This is a genomic window from Candidatus Methylomirabilota bacterium (genome assembly GCA_035764725.1).
Taxonomy (GTDB): Bacteria; Methylomirabilota; Methylomirabilia; order Rokubacteriales; family CSP1-6; genus DASRWT01.
This window is the reverse complement of record DASTYT010000009.1, coordinates 15525-33550: the sequence shown is the minus strand read 5'-3', so window position 1 is coordinate 33550 and position 18026 is coordinate 15525. Positions and strand designations below refer to the sequence as shown.

The 18026-nt window shown below is 70.6% G+C and carries 19 protein-coding genes; 11 read left to right on the top strand and 8 right to left on the bottom strand.

Features of this window, described 5'->3' with window-relative positions; translation table 11 throughout:
* A partial coding sequence (locus VFX14_00985; GenBank protein HEU5188240.1) for an NYN domain-containing protein occupies window positions 1–635 on the top strand: 635 nt, incomplete at its 5' end.
* A 19-nt stretch (window positions 636–654) separates the two neighbouring features.
* On the opposite strand, the gene VFX14_00980 is transcribed toward VFX14_00985, so the two are convergent.
* The gene (locus tag VFX14_00980) at window positions 655–1029 is read right to left on the bottom strand and encodes a phage holin family protein (GenBank protein ID HEU5188239.1); all 375 of its coding nucleotides are present in this window, start codon (window positions 1027–1029) and stop codon (window positions 655–657) included.
* Window positions 1030–1184: 155 nt separating this feature from the next.
* Here VFX14_00980 and VFX14_00975 point away from each other — a divergent pair, with 155 nt between their 5' ends.
* From VFX14_00975 to VFX14_00945, 7 genes are all read left to right on the top strand, one after another.
* Window positions 1185–1775, top strand: coding sequence for a thioredoxin domain-containing protein (locus tag VFX14_00975; protein HEU5188238.1), 591 nt, complete (start codon window positions 1185–1187; stop codon window positions 1773–1775).
* 5 nt (window positions 1776–1780) lie between these two features.
* The gene (locus tag VFX14_00970) at window positions 1781–2107 is read left to right on the top strand and encodes a cupin domain-containing protein (GenBank protein ID HEU5188237.1); all 327 of its coding nucleotides are present in this window, start codon (window positions 1781–1783) and stop codon (window positions 2105–2107) included.
* 2 nt (window positions 2108–2109) lie between these two features.
* Window positions 2110–2346 carry a helix-turn-helix domain-containing protein gene (locus VFX14_00965; GenBank protein HEU5188236.1) on the top strand — a complete coding sequence of 79 codons (237 nt, stop codon included), beginning with the start codon at window positions 2110–2112 and terminating at the stop codon, window positions 2344–2346.
* 136 nt (window positions 2347–2482) lie between these two features.
* Window positions 2483–2767 carry a lipid-A-disaccharide synthase N-terminal domain-containing protein gene (locus VFX14_00960; protein ID HEU5188235.1) on the top strand — a complete coding sequence of 95 codons (285 nt, stop codon included), beginning with the start codon at window positions 2483–2485 and terminating at the stop codon, window positions 2765–2767.
* Between the two features lie 17 nt (window positions 2768–2784).
* A complete protein-coding gene (locus VFX14_00955; GenBank protein ID HEU5188234.1) occupies window positions 2785–4011 on the top strand; it encodes an alanine--glyoxylate aminotransferase family protein in 1227 nt (408 codons plus the stop codon).
* The gene (locus tag VFX14_00950) at window positions 4008–4970 is read left to right on the top strand and encodes an NAD(P)-dependent oxidoreductase (protein HEU5188233.1); all 963 of its coding nucleotides are present in this window, start codon (window positions 4008–4010) and stop codon (window positions 4968–4970) included. Before VFX14_00955 ends, VFX14_00950 begins: the two co-directional genes overlap by 4 nt.
* 24 nt (window positions 4971–4994) lie before the next feature.
* Window positions 4995–5750 carry an enoyl-CoA hydratase/isomerase family protein gene (locus VFX14_00945; protein HEU5188232.1) on the top strand — a complete coding sequence of 252 codons (756 nt, stop codon included), beginning with the start codon at window positions 4995–4997 and terminating at the stop codon, window positions 5748–5750.
* On the opposite strand, the gene VFX14_00940 is transcribed toward VFX14_00945, so the two are convergent.
* Window positions 5747–8614: an FAD-linked oxidase C-terminal domain-containing protein gene (locus VFX14_00940; protein HEU5188231.1), complete on the bottom strand. Its 2868-nt coding sequence runs from the start codon at window positions 8612–8614 to the stop codon at window positions 5747–5749. The genes VFX14_00945 and VFX14_00940 overlap by 4 nt on opposite strands.
* A 22-nt stretch (window positions 8615–8636) precedes the next feature.
* Between VFX14_00940 and VFX14_00935 the strand changes: the two genes are divergently transcribed.
* Window positions 8637–9194 carry a TlpA disulfide reductase family protein gene (locus tag VFX14_00935; protein ID HEU5188230.1) on the top strand — a complete coding sequence of 186 codons (558 nt, stop codon included), beginning with the start codon at window positions 8637–8639 and terminating at the stop codon, window positions 9192–9194.
* 25 nt (window positions 9195–9219) lie between these two features.
* Here the strand turns inward: VFX14_00935 and VFX14_00930 are convergent, their stop codons facing one another.
* The 6 genes from VFX14_00930 to VFX14_00905 all read right to left on the bottom strand — a co-directional run bounded on the left by VFX14_00930 (window position 9220) and on the right by VFX14_00905 (window position 16624).
* Complete coding sequence (locus VFX14_00930; GenBank protein ID HEU5188229.1) at window positions 9220–10269, bottom strand: alcohol dehydrogenase catalytic domain-containing protein; 1050 nt, start codon at window positions 10267–10269, stop codon at window positions 9220–9222.
* Complete coding sequence (locus tag VFX14_00925) at window positions 10266–11057, bottom strand: ChbG/HpnK family deacetylase (protein ID HEU5188228.1); 792 nt, start codon at window positions 11055–11057, stop codon at window positions 10266–10268. Before VFX14_00925 ends, VFX14_00930 begins: the two co-directional genes overlap by 4 nt.
* Window positions 11054–11368 carry a hypothetical protein gene (locus VFX14_00920; GenBank protein ID HEU5188227.1) on the bottom strand — a complete coding sequence of 105 codons (315 nt, stop codon included), beginning with the start codon at window positions 11366–11368 and terminating at the stop codon, window positions 11054–11056. Before VFX14_00920 ends, VFX14_00925 begins: the two co-directional genes overlap by 4 nt.
* Window positions 11369–11671: 303 nt before the next feature.
* The gene (locus VFX14_00915; protein HEU5188226.1) at window positions 11672–13474 is read right to left on the bottom strand and encodes a gamma-glutamyltransferase family protein; all 1803 of its coding nucleotides are present in this window, start codon (window positions 13472–13474) and stop codon (window positions 11672–11674) included.
* Between the two features lie 31 nt (window positions 13475–13505).
* Window positions 13506–14009 (bottom strand): hypothetical protein, encoded by a 504-nt coding sequence (locus VFX14_00910; GenBank protein ID HEU5188225.1) that lies wholly within the window; start codon window positions 14007–14009, stop codon window positions 13506–13508.
* Window positions 14010–14050: 41 nt separating this feature from the next.
* Window positions 14051–16624 (bottom strand): DEAD/DEAH box helicase, encoded by a 2574-nt coding sequence (locus VFX14_00905; GenBank protein ID HEU5188224.1) that lies wholly within the window; start codon window positions 16622–16624, stop codon window positions 14051–14053.
* 60 nt (window positions 16625–16684) lie between these two features.
* Here VFX14_00905 and VFX14_00900 point away from each other — a divergent pair, with 60 nt between their 5' ends.
* Both VFX14_00900 and VFX14_00895 read left to right on the top strand, forming a co-directional pair.
* Window positions 16685–17437, top strand: coding sequence for an SDR family oxidoreductase (locus VFX14_00900; GenBank protein ID HEU5188223.1), 753 nt, complete (start codon window positions 16685–16687; stop codon window positions 17435–17437).
* A gap of 22 nt (window positions 17438–17459) precedes the next feature.
* A complete protein-coding gene (locus tag VFX14_00895) occupies window positions 17460–18005 on the top strand; it encodes a YciI family protein (GenBank protein ID HEU5188222.1) in 546 nt (181 codons plus the stop codon).
* Window positions 18006–18026: the final 21 nt, after the last annotated feature.

The following is an 18026-nucleotide window of genomic DNA, read 5'->3' as shown; positions in this document are numbered from 1 at the left end:
TCGTCCGCCGCGCCTACGCCGACTGGAACCGCTTCACCGAGTACAAGCGCCCCTTCCACGAGTGGGCGATCGAGCTCATCGACGTCCCGCAGAGCCGCTACAGCGGCAAGAACTCCGCCGACATCCGCATGGTCGTGGACGCCATGGACCTCGCCTACGCCAAGCAGCACATGGACACCTTCGCCCTCGTGTCCGGCGACTCCGACTTCTCGCCGCTCGTCTCCAAGCTGCGCGAGAACGACCGCTACGTGATCGGGCTCGGGGTCAAGTCCTCGTCGTCCGAGCTCCTCGTCGGCAACTGCGACGAGTTCATCTTCTACGAGGACCTGATCCGCGAATCGAAGAAGACCACCGCCCTGCGGGGGTTGCCCGAGAAGAAGGCGGAGGCCTTCGCGCAGCTCATCGAGGCGATCCTCGCGCTTCAGCGCGAGAACAAGGACACCCTCTGGGGCTCGATGGTCAAGCAGACCATGATCAGGAAGAACCCCGCCTTCAACGAGACATACTACGGCTACTCGACTTTCTCGAAGCTGCTCGAGGAGGCGGAGAAGCAGAAGATCGTCACGCTCGAGCGCGACGCCAAGAGTGGCACCTACATCATCACCGCCCTCGAAGAGGGCGGCCGCGCCGCGTAGCTCCCCCCCCGCGGGCGCGTCAGCGCGCGCGCCGGCTGATGACGACGACCCGGCCCCGGTCGCTGACGAACGCGGTGCCCACCCAGCTCACCACGCTCACGAGCAGCGCGCCGCCCAGGGCGGGCCAGAAGCCGTCCACGTGGAAGCCGGGGACGAACGTGGAGACGAGCCAGAAGCACCCGGCATTGAGCACGAGGATGAAGAGGCCGAGCGTCACCAGGGTGATCGGCAGCGTGAGGATGAGCAGGATGGGTCGGATGAGGGCGTTGACGAGCCCGAGCGCGGTCCCCGCCCCCAGCGCGGGCAGCAGCCCGTCCACGCCGATGCCAGGAACTATTAGTCCGGCGAGTACGATGGCCACCGTGTTGAGGAGAACGCGGGCGAGAAAACCCATCAGTGTCGTCTCCCGCCTTGCAGGCCCGGGAACACTCGCGTATTCTGGATCACACCTTTTGTCATGCGGATGAATTGTACGCCGCGCGACGGCGCGCGGCGAGCGCGACGGGACGGCGCGGCGCATGCGGCGAACGAAGATCGCGAGGGAGAATCGTGGGACGAGCGCTGAGCGGAGCCGCGCTGGCGGTGACGCTGTGGGCGAGCGCGTGCTCGGGCCAGACCGCCACCGTGACCATCGATCCGGCGATGACGCGGGGATCGGACGCGGCGCCGGTGACCATTCTCGAGTTCTCCGACTTCCAGTGCCCGTTCTGCAAGCGCGCGCAGGACACGCTCGAGCAGGTCATGCGCGAGTTCCCCGGCCGCGTGCGCATCGTGTTCAAGGACTTCCCGCTCGACTTCCATCCCGGGGCGCGCCCCGCCGCCCTCGCCGCGCGCTGCGCGGGGGCGGGCGGCCGCTTCTGGGAGTATCACGATCTTCTCTTCGTGGCCCAGCCCGACTTCGAGCGGGAAGACCTCCTGCGCTACGCGGAGCGGATCGGTCTCGAGCGGGCATCCTTCGCGGAATGCCTCGACAGCGCGCGGTTTCGCGATGCGGTGGAGCAAGACATGACTGAGGGCCGCGCGCTCGGCATCACGGGAACTCCCACCTTCTTCGTCAACGGGCGCCGCCTGGTGGGCGCGATGCCCGTCGAGGCGTTCCGCGAGGCGGTCCGCGCGGCGCTGACCGAGGACGGGAAGTGAGCCCGATGCCGGCGCCACCGACGCTGTACGTCAACACCGCTGACGTCCCGTGGGTCGAGCGGCACCGGGGCGTGCTCTGGAAGGTGCTGTGGCAGGACGGGGATGGTCACAAGGCCATCCTCATGCGCTACGAGCCGGGCGCGGTGATCCCGCGTCATCGCCATCTCGGAGACGAGCAGATCTGGGTCCTCGAGGGCAGTGTGGCGGACGACACTGGAGTGTGTACAGTAGGCAACTACGCCCGGCGCCCGCCGGGCTGCGTCCACAGCGTCAAGAGCGAGACGGGAGCGCTGGTCCTCGCCGTGACGTCCGGACCAACGGAGGCCGTCTAGAGATGGAGCGTCGCGTGAACCACGTCCGCAAGGCACTCGGAACGAAGATCCGCTCGCTGCGCAAGGAGCGGGGCTGGAGTCAGGAAGCCCTCGGCGAGCGGTCGGCGCTGTCGGGGAAATTCATCGGCGAGGTCGAGCGGGGCGAGAAGTCCATCTCGGTGGACAGCCTCTACCGCGTGTCGGTCGCGCTCAAGATCGCCCTGCGAAAGCTGATCGACCTGCCCGCGCGGCCGCAGTAGTCGGAATCTCGGATCGCCCGCGCGCGCCGAGGCCTCGGGTGGAATCTGCCCGCGCACGAGGGGGCAAAACTCCTTGCTCCACCCGGGAGCATCCGGTAAGGTGAACGGCTGGAGTTCACCACGGGAGCGAGGGAACATGAACGCGGAGCACTTCTGGCTGACAATCGGGTTTCTCGGGCAGGCTTTTTTCTCGATGCGCTTCCTCGTGCAGTGGATCGCGTCGGAGAAGCGGCGTGAGAGCGTCATCCCGGTGTCGTTCTGGTTCTTCTCGATCGGCGGCGGCCTCACCCTGCTGATCTACGCGGTGTACCGCCACGATCCCGTCTTCATCCTGGGCCAGGGCGCCGGCCTCTTCGTCTACCTCCGCAACCTCTATCTGATCCGCCGCAAGGAGCGCACGCTCGCCGAGGCCGGCGCGTGAGCGCGGGAGGCCCGTCGATGGACTCCGCCATCCAGTGGGGCGCCGCGCAGGCGCGCGCCATCCTCATGATCCCCGGGCCCACCGAGCTGCCCTGGACGGTGATCCAGGCGATGAACCAGCCGCCCACCATCCAGTACGATCAGCGCTTCGACCTCGAGGTGCTCGAGCCCGCCACCCTCGCCCTCCGCGACGTGTTCAAGATCCCCTCCGGCGAAGTCGTCGTGATGCCGGGCTCGGGCCGCACCGCGCTGGAGGCGGGGGCGGTGTCCGTCATCGAGCCGGGCGACCGCGTGCTCGTGATCGTGGCGGGCGTATTCGGCATGCTCATGCACGAGATCATGGCCCGTGTGGGCGCCGAGGTGACCGAGTTTTCCGTCGAGTGGGGACGGCCCATCGACCTGGCTCGGCTCGAGCGCGAGATCGAGCGCGTGCGCCCGAAGGCGGTGACGATGGTGCACAACGAGACGTCCACCGGCACCACCTACCCCGCGGACGCGGTGGGGGTCATCGTCAAGCGGCATCGCGCGCTCTACCTCCTCGACACGGTCTCCTCGCTGGCTGGCATCGACGTGCGCACCGAGGAGTGGGGCATCGACCTCAACATGACCGGCTCGCAGAAGTGCCTGGCCGCGCCGCTCGGCATGTCACTGGCCGGGGTGGGCCCCGCCGCGTGGGACGCGATGGAGCGGCGGAAGCACAAGTCCAGCTCGCTGGTCTACGACCTCCTACGCTGGAAGGAGCACTGGGTGCCGGTCTCCCGCGGCGGCCAGGTGCCGGACGGCCAGCCGCGCCGCCAGCCGGTGTCCATCCCTACCCATCTCACCGCTGCGCTCGCCGAGTCCGTCCGCCTCATCAAGGAGGAAGGGCTCGCCAACCGGTTCCAGCGCCACGCGGTGGCGGGCGCGGCCTTCCGCGCCGGCCTCGAGGCGATGCGGCTCGAGATCTTCCCCGAGGCGTCCGTCGCCTCGAACACCGTCTCGTGCTTCAAGACGCCCACCGGCATCGAGCCCGCCGCGGTGGTCAAGCACATGCGTGACCGCTACGGCATTCTCATCGGAACGGGTCTCGACAAGATCCGCACGAGCACGCTCCGGGTCGGTCACATGGGCATCACCGCGAATCCGATGTACGTGCTGCCCACGCTGTCCGCCCTGGAGCTGACCCTGCGCGACCTCGGGCACCGCTGCGAGGCGGGCGCCGGCGTCGCCGCCGCTCAGGCCGTGTTCTCGGCGCGCACCGCGTGATCGTCGTCCCCGACGACTTTCCGTCCGTCTTCCAGGGCTCGGCGGCCCAGGAGCGCGCCAAGGCGCTCGGTGCCCTGCGGGTCTTCACCGAGCGCGGCGCGGACGACGAGGCCGAGCTGATCCGGCGCATCGGCGACGCGCGCGTCGCCATCAACATCCGGGCCCATGCGCGCTTCACCGACGGGGTCTTCGCGGCGTGCCCGGGCCTCAAGATGATTTCGGTCTGGGGCACCGGCACCGACAACATCGATCTCCACGCCGCGGGCATGCGCGGGGTCACCGTCTGCAACACGCCCGGCGTCAACGCCTTCGCGGTGGCCGAGCACGCCCTCGCCCTCATGCTCTCGGTGGGGCGCAAGATCCCGGCCATCGACCGGGAGATGCGGGGCGGCAAGTGGCCGCGCGAGATGCTCACCCAGCTCCTCGGCAAGACGCTCGGGGTGTTCGGGATGGGCACCATCGGCAGCCGCGTGGCCGCGCTCGGCCGCGCCGTCGGCATGGAGGTGCTCGCGTGGAGCGCGCGGGGCGACGAGGGGCGCATCCGGGCCGCCGGCGCCAGGGCGGCCACCAAGGACGACATCCTGCGCCAGGCCGACGTCGTGAGCCTCCACGTCCGCCTCGCCGACGACACGCGGGGCTTCATCGGCCGGCGCGAGCTGGAGCTCATGAAGCCCAGCGCCATCCTCGTCAACACCGGACGCGGCGCCCTCGTCGACCGCAATGCCCTGCTCGCCGCGCTCCGCGAGCGGAAGATCCTCGGCGCCGGCCTGGACGTCTTCCACCAGGAGCCACTGGCCGCCGACGATCCGATCCTCGGCCTGCCCAACGTGGTGCTCTCCCCGCACAACGCCGGGCAGACCCCCGAGGTGGTGCGCGACGGGCTGCTGCGCGCCGTCGCCAACGTCGAGCGCTTCCTCGCCGGCAAGCCCACCGACGTCGTCGTCGCTCCCGTCAAGTAGCCGCGCCCGCATGCGCAGCTGGTGATGGTCGTTCGCGAGGACCGTGGGGCGATCGCGGTGCTGCGGATGACCCACGGCCGCGCCAACGCCCTCGATCCCGAGATCCTCGGCGCGCTGAGCGCGGCGCTGGAGGCGGCCGCGGGCGCCCCGGCGCTCGTCCTCACTGGAGCCGGCGCCATGTTCTCGGCCGGCGTCGATCTCAAGCGCCTCGCCGCCTCCGGGCCCGACTACCCCGGCGCGCTCATCCCCGCCCTCGTCGACTGCTTCGCCCGCCTCTTCTATCACCCCCGCCCGGTGGTGGCGGCGGTCAACGGCCACGCCATCGCGGGCGGCTGCGTGCTCGCCTGCGCCGCCGACCGGCGCATCGCGGCGCGCGGCGGCGGGCGGTTTGGCGTCACCGAGCTGCTGGTGGGTGTCCCCTTCCCCGCGATCGCGCTGGAGATCATGCGCGCGGTGGTGCCGGCGCGGCATCTCGCCGAGATGGTGTACGGGGGCCGGACGCTGAGCGTGGAGGACGCGCGCGAGCGGGGCCTGTTCGACACGGTCGTCGAGCCGGGGGCGCTGCTCGACGCGGCGATCGCGGAGGCGGAGGCGCTCGCCGCCATCCCCGCCGAGAGCTTCGCGCTCACCAAGGCCCAGCTGCGCCAGCCCGTGCGCGAGTTCCTCGCGCGGCACGCCGCGCGGATCGACCGCGAGGCGCTGGCGTCTTGGAGGGCGCCGGCTGCGCAGGACGCGATCCGGCGCTACGTCGAGAAGACCCTGGGCGGCGGGCGCCGCTAGGCGCGCCCGGCCAGGGCGCTGCGCAGCACCTCGGCGGGGTGCTGGGCCCGGCGCTCGGTGAGGTGCGCGATCTGCTGGCGGCAGGAAATGCCCGGCGCCACTACCACCGTGTCGGGATCGGCCGCGCGCACCGCGGGGGCGAGCCGCCGGTTGCCCAGGCTCACCGAGAGCTCGTAGTGCTCCTTCTCGAACCCGAAGGATCCCGCCATCCCGCAGCAGCCCGAGTCGACCTCGCTCACCGTGTAGCCGGCCCAGGTGAGCGCGGCCACGGTGGGCGCCGTGCCCACCATCGCCTTCTGATGGCAGTGCCCGTGGAGGAGGGCGCGCCGCGGGCCGGGCTTCCACGCCAGACGCAGGCCCCGCGCGCGCTCGCGCAGGAGGAACTCCTCCAGGAGATAGCTCGAGCGCGCGACGGCGCGGGCCGCCTCGGTGCGGAGCAGATCCACGTACTCGTCGCGGAGCGTCAGTAAGCAGGAGGGTTCGAGTCCGACCACCGGCACGTCGCGCTCCACCCAGGGCTGGAGCTTGGCCACGTTCCACTGCGCGTTGGCGCGGGCCTCGTCCAGCATCCCCTTGGAGATCATGGGACGGCCGCAGCACTTGCGCCCCACCAGCTCCACGCGATAGCCCGCGCCCTCCAACAGCTCCACCGCCGCCCGCGCGATCTCCGGGGTGTTGTAGGTGTTGAACGTGTCGTGGAACAGCACCACGCCGCCACGCGGGGCGTCCGCGTTCGGCTTGCGCGCGTCGAACCAGTCCGTGAAGCTCTCGCGCGCGAAGAGGGGCAGCGGCCGGCGCCGGTCGATGCCCACCACCCGGTCCATCACCCATCGATTCAGCCGCGTCCCCGCCAGCCAGTTGGACACGGGCGCCAGGCGCGAGCCCCACCACGAGAGGTCCCCGATGTGCCCGAAGAGATCGTTGCGCATCGGGGTGGGGTGCACCTGGTAGTAGTGGTGCAGGAACTCGTACTTCATCTTCGCCATGTCCACGTTGGACGGGCACTCGGCCTTGCAGCCCTTGCACTCGAGGCAGAGGTCCATCACCTCGAAGAGCCGCGTCCCCGTGAACTCCTCGCGCGGCGCCCGGCCCGAGAGCACCGCGCGGAGGGCGTTGGCGCGGCCCCGGGTGGAGTGCTCCTCGTCGCGCGTGGCCATGTAGGAGGGGCACATCGTGCCCTCGAGCTTCTTCCGGCACACCCCGACCCCATTGCACATCTCCACCGCGGCGGCGAAGCCGCCCTGCTCGGAGAAGTCGAGGCTGGTCGTGGGCTCCCACGTGCGGTAGTCGGCGCCATAGCGCATGTGCTCGGTGACGCCCGGGCTCGCCACGATGTTGCCGGGGTTGAGGAGGTTCCGGGGATCGAACGCGCGCTTGAGCTCGCCGAAGGCGCCGAAGATCGCGGGGCCGAACACCCGCTCGAGATACGGGCTGCGGGCGCGCCCGTCGCCGTGCTCGCTCGAGATGGCTCCCTCGAACTCCAGCACCATGTCGAAGATCTCGTCGGCCATCGCCCGCACCTGGTCGAGCCCGCGCTGCGTCTTGAGGTTGACGAGGGGCCGGATGTGCAGACACCCCACCGAGCAGTGCCCGTAGTAGGCGCCCTCCGCCCCGTGCTTGGCCATGATGTCGCGGAAGCGCGGGACGAAGGCGGGCATGTGCTTGGGGTCGACGGCGGTGTCCTCGATGAAGGCGATGGGCTTGGCGTCGCCGCGGGTGCCGAGGAGCAGGCCCAGGCCCGCCTTGCGGAGCTTCCAGATCGACTGCTGCTCCGTGGTGTCGAGGGCCACGTGGCCCGCATAGCCGAAGCGCTCGCGCGCGCGCAGCGCCTCCAGCTTCTCGACCTTGTCCTTCACCTCGGCGTCGGTGTCCCCGGTGTACTCGACGATCAGAATGGCGGCGGGATCCCCCTGCACGAAGCCCATGCGCGCGCGCTGCTCGATGTTGGCGCGCGCGAGGTCGAGGATCATCTTGTCGGTGAGCTCGACGGCGTACGGCCCCGTCTCGAGGATGGCCTGGGAGGACTCGAGCGCCTCCTGGATGTCCGTGTAGTGGATGACGTCGAGCGCGGTCCTCTTGGGGCGCGGCACCAGCCGCATTTTGGCCTCGACGATCGTGAGCAGCGTGCCCTCCGAGCCCACGATGAGCCGGGCCATGTTGAGCGGACCGTCCTTGATGAGCTCGTTGAGGTTGTAGCCGCACACCCGACGCCAGTGCATGCGGTAGCGGCGCGCGATCTCGTCGCGGTACTGGTCGCGGATGCGCCCCACCTCTCGGTAGATCTGGCCCTCGAGTGTCTCGAGGCGGGCCTTGGCCTGGAACTCCGCGGGCGTCACCGTGCCGAACACCGCGCGGCTCCCGTCGGCGAGGAACGTCGTCAGCTCGATCGCGTGCTCCACGGTGAGGCCGTACGCGATCGAGTGGCTGCCGCCGGAGTTGTTGCCGAGCATGCCGCCGATGGTGGCGCGGTTCGAGGTCGACGTGTCGGGACCGAAGAGGAGTCCCTGCCCCCGCACGTGCTGATTCAGCTCGTCCTGCACCACGCCGGGCTGCACCCGGACCCACCGCTCCTCGACATTGACCTCGAGGACCTGGTTCATGTGGCGCGAGAAGTCGAGCACCACCGCGTGGTTGACGGTCTGGCCGGTCAAGGAGGTGCCGCCCCCGCGCGCGAGCAGCGGCGCGCCGAGCCGGTTGGCGACCTCGAGCACCGCCTGGACGTCGCCGGCGTGGCGGGGAATCACCGCCCCGATGGGCTCCACCTGGTACATGGACGCGTCGGTGGCGTAGAGCAGGCGCGAGAAGGAGTCGAAGCGGACATCGCCCTCGACGACGCGGCGGAGTTCGTGCTCGAGTTCGATCATGCGCCGATTATACTGAAGTGGCATGGCCGCGACACGCCTTCTCCCCCCGATCGTGCGCCCGCGTCGACGGCGCCTCCCGCAGCTCCTCGTGCCCGTGGTCGCGCTCGCCGTCCTGGTCGCCCCGACGCCGGCCGCCGCGGCCGCGCCCGCCGCCCCGCCGCTGGCCGCGCGGCTCCTCGACGAGGACCGCGAGTTCGATTCGCGGGCGCTCATCGGCAAGAAGGTGCTGGTGCTGCGGTTCCAGGGCTCCTGGTGCAAGACGTGCACCGCCCAGGCTCCGGGCATCCAGCGGCTGGCGGAGAAGTATCGCGACCGCGACGTCGAGGTGATGGGCGTGCACGTCAACGACACCGCCGCGGAGGCGCGGGCCTGGCGGAAGCGCTACAAGCAGACGTACGGCGCGGTGCTCGATCCGGGCGCGCGGATGGCCACGCGCTTCGGGTTCAAGCTCGCTCCCTACACGGTGGTGATCGACAAGCGGGGCGAGGTCGTCAAGCGGATCACCGGCTCCGCCGACGAGGCGCGCCTGATCAAGATCATCGACCCGCTCCTCGCGAAGCAGCCGTCCCCGGCCCACTGAGCCGCCGGGGCGGCTCCGGTCCGCGCTAGGGCTTGAGCATCACCTTGATCGCCCGATCCTCCTTGCGATCGAAGATCGTGTAGCCCTTCGGGGCCTCGGTGAGCGCCATCGTGTGGGTGATGATGCGCGTGGGATCGAGCCGGCCCGCCTCGACCAGCCCCATCAGCGGCGTGATGTAGTTCCGCGCGTTGCAGATCCCCATGCGGAGCGTGAGGTCCTTGAAGAACGCCTCGCGGACGGGGAAGCCGATGGCGTCCTCCACGTAGACGCCCACCGAGGACACCGTCCCGCCCGGCCGCACCGCCACGACGGCCTGGGCGAAGGGCACCTCGTGGCCCACGCACTCCAGCACCGCGTCGGGCCCGCGGCCGCCGGTGAGCGCCCGCAGCTGCTGCGCGGGATCGCCCTTGTCGAGGTTCACCGGGATCGCGCCCATCTGCTCGGCCAGCTCCAGCCGGTAGCCGACGCGGTCCACCATGTAAATCCGGCTCGGTCCGAAGAGGTGCGCCGACTGCAGCGCGAGGAGCCCCACGGGGCCCGCGCCGAAGATGGCCACGCGATCGCCCGGGCGGATGCCGGCGCTCTCCGCGCAGAAGTAGCCCGTGGAGAGGATGTCGCCCAGGAAGAACGCCTCCTCGTCCTTCATCGCCGCGGGCACCTGCTCGCACATGAAGTCGGCGAAGGGCACGCGGATGCGCTCGGCCTGGCCACCGGGATACACGTGGCCGAAGCGGCCCCCGAACACCGCGCGGCCGGTGGTGGAGCACTGGGTGGGCAGCCGCATGCGGCACCACTCGCACTGGCCGCACGAGATCGAGAAGGGCGCCACCACGCGGTCGCCGCGCTTGACCCGCGTCACCGCTGGCCCCACCTCCTCCACGATGCCCATGAACTCGTGGCCGAGCACCACGCCCGTGGGGAGCCCGGGCACCCGCCCATGGTACTGGTGCAGGTCCGAGCCGCAGACCGCGCTGGTGGTGATGCGTACCACCACGTCGGTGGGATCCACGATCTTCGGGTCGGCCACCGACTCGACCCGCACGTCGCCGGTGCCGTGCAGCGTGATCGCCTTCATCGCGGTGCTCCTTCCGTGCTCAGATTCCCGAAGTGGGCGAGGCGTATCCCCCCGCGCGCGACGAGGGCGCGCGCGGCGGGATCGGTGAGCCCGGCCACCTCGGCCTCGCGCTGCTTGCCGTAGCGGCTGTACGCGAGATCGTCGTCGAAGTAGCCGGGATGGGTCATGAACTCGCTCACGCCGGACGGGAGCGCGCGGAGATGCTCGAGCACGCGCTCCGCCGTCCAGTAGGGATGCACCCCCGCATCGCCGATGAAATGCTCGGGGGTGCGGATGCCGTCCTGGCGGGCCCGCGCGCGCACTTGCCCGTCCTGGGCCCGGATGGGGATCTTGAGCGCCCGGGCGAAGAAGCACAGGAGGTCCAGGAGGGCCCCGTCCTTCGCCACGTGGTGGTGGCTGTCGAGGTGCGTCGGGAAGCGGCCCATGAGCCGCCGGAATGCCTCGATCTGGTTCCCCATCTCGAGCCGCGCCTCCTCCGGACGGGCGCGCTCGGCCTGCGCGCGCGCGTCCCGCACGAACTGGCCGCCGTCGTCCAGCAGCGAGGCCACCCGCTTGGGATCCGAGAGCGGCGTGCCCAGGGTGAGGTTCACGTGGAGGCCCACGCCGAGCCCCGAGGCCTTTAGCTCCTCGAGCTGGGCAGGGTCGGCGCCGCGGTTGACCATGAGGGTCGTGCTGGTCACGATGCCCTTCGCGTAACTGTCGAGAATGCCGCGGCTCACCCCGCGGGTCAGGCCGAAGTCGTCGGCGTTGACGATGAGGACGCGGCCGCCGTGGGCGGGCGTGCTCACTTCTTCCCCATCACGCGGCGGAAATAGAGGCGCAGCGCCTCCTTGAGCTGGGCGCGCGCGCCGGCGCTCGACTGAGCGTCCTCGAGCTGGTCGAGGTCCAGGGCCAGCGGCACGCCCTCCTTCTTCACCCCGTCCAGCTCGGCGGTGAGACCACAGCGCTCGTCGGACTCGGTGAACACGAGCTTGGCCCGGCTGAAGCTGCCGTCGTCCTGAGCGATCTGCGCGACCGTCTCCGTCAGGAGGCGCTTGATCGCCTCCTGATCGGGCGCGGGCACGCTGGAGAAGGCGGCGGTGAGGCTGATCTCGGCCATCGGGGAACCTCCCGGCGCGCCGGCCCTCAGGCCGGCGGCTCGTAGACCTTCAAGATGTCGGCGTGCGTCTTGGCGGCATTGGCGCGAATGGCGAAGCTGATGGCCTCCCGCACCTCGTCCTCGGTGGCACCCGCGGCCCTGGCACCTGCCAGGTCACGCTTCGCTCAGTGCGTGTTCCCGACCGCGAGATTCGCGGCGAGATAGCAGAGGCTGGCCGTCTTCGGATCCAGCACGCCCTTCTTGAACTTCCACGAGGCGATCACCCGCTCTTCGATCATGGCTCTCACGCTCTCCGGCCGCGGCCTAGAGGCCCGCAGCACTGGCGTCGCTGGTGGGATCCAGCCCCGCCTCCAGGCCCTTCTTCGTGATGCGGATGGCGATGGGCCGCGCGAAGTACATGTTGCCCACCGTGCAGTCCTTGGTCGTGACGGGATGCTTGCGCTTGCGAAGCGCCCCCAGGGCTGCCCCGCCCACGCGGTCGTCCACCAGCAGCTCGCCCCCCTCGTCGTGGAGGCGCGGGGCCTCCATGGCCGCTTGCGGGCTGTCCCCGGCGTCCGCCATGTTGGAGATCACCTGCGGGATCACGGACACGATCTTGCGGCCGCCCGGGGCGCCGAGCGTGTAGACGGGCTCGCCCCTGCGGAAAGCGAGCACCGGCACCATGTTCACCAGCGGCCGCTTGCCCGGCGCGATCGAGTTCACCCGTCCTGGCTCCGGGTCGAACCAGATCATGCCGTTCTGGAGCAGGACGCCCGTGCCCGGCACGACCATGCGCGACCCGAACAGTGACACCGCGGTGTTGGTGAGCGAGACCATGTTGCGCTGCTTGTCGATTACACCGATATGCGTAGTGCAATCGTGGGTGTCTGCCATCAGCGGGGGCCTAGAAATGGCCCCCGCTCTCCCCCCACCGCGGACGCCCGGCGCGGAGCCGCGGACATCACTCGCGGAGCCTCGGACAGCCCCCATGGAGCCGCGTCCGTTACCTACTCTTCTTGCGTCGCCGTATTTCCAGGGGTCGGGGGCGGGGGCGCTGGTTCTGGGGCCGCCCGGCTTGATGAGCTTCGCGAGGGCGTGGGCGTAGTCGCGCGACACGAGGCCCTCCCAGGGCGCGGTGACGCGAAGGGCATCGCCGAGATAGCGCAGGCGGTCCCGGAAGGCGAGGCGTACCGCCTCGGCCCGGACGTGGAGGCCGCGCACGCTCTCGTAGGTGACGCCCGCCGAGGGGAACTCCGCCAGCAGGTTCAGGATCTCGAGCGCGGTCACGCCGCCGGTAGCGCCGGGCATGAACGCCAGGTCGAGGCCGCGGTAGCCGCCCATGAGCGGCGACAGCAGGCGCGCCTCGTACCCGGCCAGATCGTCCTTGGTGAGAAAGCCCCCCGTGGCGCGCATCTCCGCGTGAATGGCCTCGGCGATGGCGCCTCGGTAGAAGGCGTCGGGGCCGTCCTTGGCGATCAGCCGCAGCGTGCGCGCGAGGTCGGACTGCCGCAGCACGTCGCCGTCCTTGCTCACCGGCGGCCGATACACGTCGATGCCATCGCGGAGATAGACCCGCGCGGTTTCCGGGAACGCGCGGAGCTCGCGGGTGTAGAGCGAGACAGTCTGGGCGACGTACCAGTCCGGCACGAAGCCCTCGTCTGCCAAACGGATCGCCGGGGCGAGGACGTCGGCGAGGGTCATGGTGCCGAAGCGCGACAGCGCCAGGGCGAGGCCCGCCACCGAGCCGGGCACCGCCACCGAGCGCGGGCCGAAGGTATTGGCGTCACCGACCACGCGGCGCCACGGGAAGAGATCGTCGCCCACGCCCTCGCCCAGCTCGAAGGAGGTCTCGTGGGCCGCCGCAGGCGCCTCGACGTTGGCGTCGATGGCCACGGTCTCGCCGCGCCGGGCCATGTGGACGAGGAAGCTCCCACCACCCGCGATCGAGGACATGAACGGCTCCACCACCGGCATCGCGAAGGCGGTGGCCACCGCCGCGTCCACCGCATTGCCGCCCCGGGCGAGGATGGCGGCGCCCACCTGGGCACCGATCGGGTGCTCGGCCACCACCATGCCCCGCGAGGCCAGCGGCATGTGCTTCGTCATCTTGAGCGCGCTCCGGATCATCGATCGCTCTCCTTCCGAGAGATGTTCGTGGCTACTCGGCGACCAGGAATCCCCCCTGGGGCCGCCGCAGCATGGCCACCACGCCCTTGTCGTCGAAGTAGAGAATCCAGCCGAGCGGATAGAGCCAAGCCTCCTTGGCCTTGGTCCGCAGGTCCTGCCAGTGCACCTTTGCCATCGCCCCCATGCGCGCGGGATCGATGGACCGCTCCAGCGGCTCGTCCAGGAGCGCGCGCACCTCGCCCTGCGTGCTGCCCTCGCTCACCTGCCGCCAGAAGCGGAACTCGCTGTAGCGCGCCTGCTGCTCCATTTCCGGGTGCTCGCGCAGGTACTTGTAGACGCGGTCGTCCATCATGTCCTTGAACTGACGCCGCTCGTCGAAGCTCGGCTCGCGCTCGCTCCGCTGGACCATGCGGGCGTAGAACATCTCGTCCGCGCGCGGCCCGCGCCCGATGTATTCGGGTATCTCGGCGGGCGGCTTGCTCAGGCAGCCGGCCGCGCCGAGGGCCGCGACCGCCAGCAGGGCCCATCTCGTCATCCGCGCTCTCCGCATCAGTGGGTCTCCTCTGTTCCCCGCCCTCAGATGAGGGCAGATTCGAGCACGATCCCCCGGTCGATCACCCGCGCCGCCCGGCCCAGCAGGGCGGCGAGCGCGCCGTCCACCTCGGGCGCCTCCGCGAGCTGGCGGAGGACGTCGATGAGGCGCCGCATCGCGCGGATGAGATCGCCTTCGTGACCCCCGAACGACTCCTCCACGATGGCCGCCCAGTCGTCCTCGCCCGACGCCCAGCGGAACACCGACGGCATGAAGCCGGTCGAGATGGAGACCGGCATCGGCAGCTGATGAATGCGCTGCGCCTCGTGGACCGAGCGCGCCACTCCGTCCAGCTGCTCGAGCTTGCGCTTGAGTTTCGGCCGCTTGCGCAGGAACAGACGGGCCACCGCGCTGTCGCCCGAGCGAGACTCCTCGATGAGGCAGGAGACCAGCGCCGCCGCCTCGGCCAGCGTGGTGTCGCCGAGGATGCCGCGCTCGATCATCTCCGCCACCAGCAGCTCGTTGTCGTGCCGCAGCGTCGCGATGAGCTGGCCCTTGGCGAGGAGCTTGCCGTCCTCCACCGCGCGGAAGTGCTCCAGCACCTCCACCACGCGGATGAACTCCTGCCAGTACGCGTTGCGCAACGCCTCCAGTGTCTCCCGCTTGAGGGTGAGGCGCGATTCGAGCCGCTCCAGCCCCTTCCAGGTGTGATCGCAGCGGGGCTGCGAACCCCAGGGGCAGCGATGGCACTCGATGGCGGTGAGCGCACCCTCGGGCCCTTCCGTCCGCTCGCGCTCCGCGAGCTCGCCCGCGGTGACGCGCGCGAGCTGCGCCTTGAGCGCCTGAGTGCGATGCTCCCAGTCGCGCGGGATCGGGAGCGGCGGCGTGGCCCAGAACACGCGCTTGATGTGCCCGGCCTTGACGTGCACGACCTCGCCGTGCGGCATGAGCACGCTGGCGATCACCTTGTGCCGCCGCGCGTCCACCCGGAGCAGGAGCCCGAGGGACTGGCCGCCCCGGCGCCGCGCCACCACGAAGCGCCCGGGCTCCGCCTCCGCGACGGTGCGAGCGGCGCGCCGCCCGCCGCGGCCCAGCGCCGCGCGCGCCGTCTCCACCTCGGCGCGGAGCTTCCGGTAGCGGCCGATCCGCGCGAAGTCGCCGCACGGGGCCCGGAAGCCGCGCGCGTCCTCCACCGCCATGTCGAGCTCGGCGACCTCCGCCTCCAGCCCACGGATGCGCCGGAGGTTCTGGTACTGGCCGAACGAGGACTCCACGGTGCGGCGGATCGCTGCCATGTCGTTGCCGCTGCCCAGGAGCAGGGCCACCGACCCGTAGCCCAGCTTGAACTGGCTCACCACCGGCTCCGGCGACCCATCGACCACGCGGCGGATATCATCCACTCCGTCCCGCACGTCGAGCGCGATGACGCATTTGCCTTCGGGGTCGATGCCCCGTCGGCCCGCGCGGCCGGCCATCTGCGTCAGCTCGTTGTGGGTGAGGCTGCGGAAGCCCCGATCCGTGCGCTTGGTCAGGGACTGCAGCACCACGCTCTTGGCCGGCATGTGGATGCCGAGCGACATGGTCTCGGTCGCGAACACGACCTTGCAGAGGCCGCGCTCGAAGAGCTGCTCGATGAGCCGCTTGACGCCGGGCAGGATGCCGGCGTGATGGAGCCCCATGCCCATGCCGAGGGCCTGGAAGATGGTCTGGTTGAGCGGCGACTCCGCGATGGCCGGGCTGTCGCTGATCGCCTCGCGGATGATCTCCTCGACTTCTCGCTGCTGATTCTTGGCCAGGAGCGGCTTGCCCTCGGCGAGCACGGTCTCCATGGCCCGCTCGCAGCCGGCGCGGCTGAAGATGAAGTAGATCGCGGGCAGCCACCCGCGCGCGTCGAGGGCGTCCAGCATCACCGTCGGATCGACCACGCGGCGCGTGTACCAGCGGCCCTTGTCCATGTAGCCGGCAACGGGCTCGGCGCCGACCAGGCGGACAGTCCCCGCGCGCACGCCCTCGTAGCCGTGGATCTCGCCGGAGAGATCCGCGACAAGATAGGACAGCGGGACCGGGCGATGGGGATGGGTGATGGCGACGATGGGGCGGTGCACGAGGCCGATCCAGTCGGCGATCTCGCTCACGTTGGCCACGGTGGCGGAGAGCGCGACGAGGGCGGCGTCGCGCGGGGCGTTCACGATGATCTCCTCCCACACCGTGCCGCGGCCCTCATCGCCCATGTAGTGGCACTCGTCCAGCACCACGGTCTCCAGCCCCGGCAGCCCTCCCGTGTAGAACATGTTTCTCAGAATTTCGGTGGTCATTACCAGGATCGGGGCGCGGGGGTTCACCTTCACGTCGCCGGTGAGAATGCCGACCTGGTCCGCCCCGAACTGGCGGCCGAAATCGGCGAACTTCTGGTTGCTCAGGGCCTTCAGCGGCGTCGTGTAGGCGAGGCGCCGGCCGTGGGCGAGGGCGCGGTGGATGGCGAACTCGGCCACCAAGGTCTTCCCCGCCCCCGTCGGCGCCGAGACGATGACGGACTTCCCCTCATCGATCGCCCGGACGGCGCGGAGCTGGAACTCGTCCAGGGCGAACGGACAACGGGCCAGGAAGGATTCGAGCAAGTCTTTCGTGGAGATGGGCGCCCCCTCGCCGCAGCGATTCCACGTTATCATACGACCGCCATGCGCCTGACCGGCAAGATCGCGCTCATCACCAACGTGAGCCATTTCATGGGGCCGGCCCTCACCGAGGAGTTCGCCCGGGAGGGGGCGACCCTCGCCCTCCACGACCGGAGCCCGGCGGCGGCCGCGCCGATCGTGGCGGTGGCGGAGCGCCAGGGGCGCACCACCCTGGCCCTGACCGGCGATCTCGCCGAGCCGGGCGAGGCCGACCGGGCGGTGGCGGCGGTGGTCGAGCGCTTCGGCCGCCTCGACGTGCTGGTGAACAACAGCGCGCACCCGCCCACCGGCTGCGCCGCCGAGGCCATCACCGACGCGGCGTGGCGCGAGATGATGACCCGGCTCCTCGACGAGCCCTTCTTCTGCCTGCGCGCGGCCCTGCGCGTGATGCGGCCGGCCCGCCGGGGCAAGATCGTCAACATGTCGTCGGCGGCGGGCATTCCCGGCCTCGCCCGCTATGCCGCCTACTCCGCGGCGCGCGCCGGGGTGAACGGGTTGACGCGCGCGGTGGGACGCGAGGTGGCCCGCGACGGCGTGCAGGTCAACGCCATCGCGCAGAACTACGTGGAGAACCCGACGTACTTCCCGCCGGCCCTCCTCGCCGACGAGCAGGCGGTGGCCCGCATGGTGCGGAACGTGCCCGCGGGGCGCCTCGCCCGCTCGGAGGAATCGGCGCGCCTCGCCGTCTACCTCGCCTCCGAGGACGCAGACTTCTTCGTGGGCCAGGTGGTCCCGTTCGCAGGCGGCTGGGTGTGAGATCGAGCCGCCGAGAGGAAACATGACGGAGATGAACTTCTATCACGTCGCCATCACCGCCGCGGACGACTACATCACGCGCCGCGCCGCTCACCGTGCCCAGCATCTCGAGCGCATCGTCGGCCTGCGCGCGCAGGGAGCGGTCATCGGGGGCGGCCCGGCGCCCGACGGCAGGACCGCCGACCTCTTCTACCGCGCCCCGGATCTCGACGTGATCACCCGTCTCGTCGAGGAAGATCCCTACTGGAAGGGCGGGGTGTGGACGAAGTATCGGCCCGAGGCCTTCGCGCAGTTCCTCGAGCCCTGGCGGGTGCCGGAGCTCTCCACGGACGGCTCGCGCGTCACGATGCTGGTCGAAGGCGAGGCGCCCGACGTGGAGATGGCCACCTTCGCCCTCATCGAGGAGCGCGGCGCGGGACGCGTGGCGTTCGGCGGCTTCTTCCCGGGCGGCCGGACGCTGGTGCTCGTGAACGCCGCCGACCCGGACGCGGCGGTGGCCCGTCTCGCCGAGAGCGGCCTCTGGACCACGGGCACGCTGCGGGCACGTCCGTTCGTCCACGTGCTCTAGCGGCTCGGTGCCGCGGCCCCC